This is a genomic window from Oleiphilus sp. HI0125, from assembly GCF_001635355.1.
Genome location: NZ_LWGF01000475.1, coordinates 1 through 479, shown reverse-complemented (window position 1 = coordinate 479; position 479 = coordinate 1). Strand labels below are relative to the sequence as shown.

1 protein-coding gene is annotated in these 479 nt (G+C 47.0%); it reads right to left on the bottom strand.

All coding sequences use genetic code 11. The features are described 5' to 3' along the window. Window positions 1-297, bottom strand: a 297-nt coding sequence (locus A3762_RS06165) for an MATE family efflux transporter (protein ID WP_255375036.1), incomplete at its 3' end; no start/stop codon positions are given. Between the last annotated feature and the right edge of the window lie 182 nt (window positions 298-479).

Sequence of the window (479 nt, the reverse complement as noted above, 5' to 3'; positions counted from 1 at the left end):
GGCGATAAAAATTGTATCAATATTGTGATAACCGATAATCGCGAAACTCAGCGCCACGCTCAGGCCTATGAACAGTGATTGCGTGGCATAAATACGAACGCGCGTCGTATCACCTGCACCAATTGCACGAGATATCAACGATGAGCTACCGATGCCAATGCCGAATGCGAGGCTCAACAGTATTGAGACAACAGGGATGGTGAATCCCATTGCGGCAAGGGGTTCGGTACCCAATTGTGCGACATACCATGTGTCGACGATGTTCATCGACATGATCGATAAAATGCCCCAAATCATGGGTATCGTCATCTTGCGCAGGTGCGGGCCGACAGGGCCGTTTGTTAAATCAGATTGAATCATTCAATGAGAACGTAGTGTTGAGAGAGTAGTGAATACACTGGTGTTGGAGCACAGACTTAGGACTTTTTCTCTTGCTCTTCTACGAAGTGCAGGGCCATATTAAATGCTTCTCGTGTATA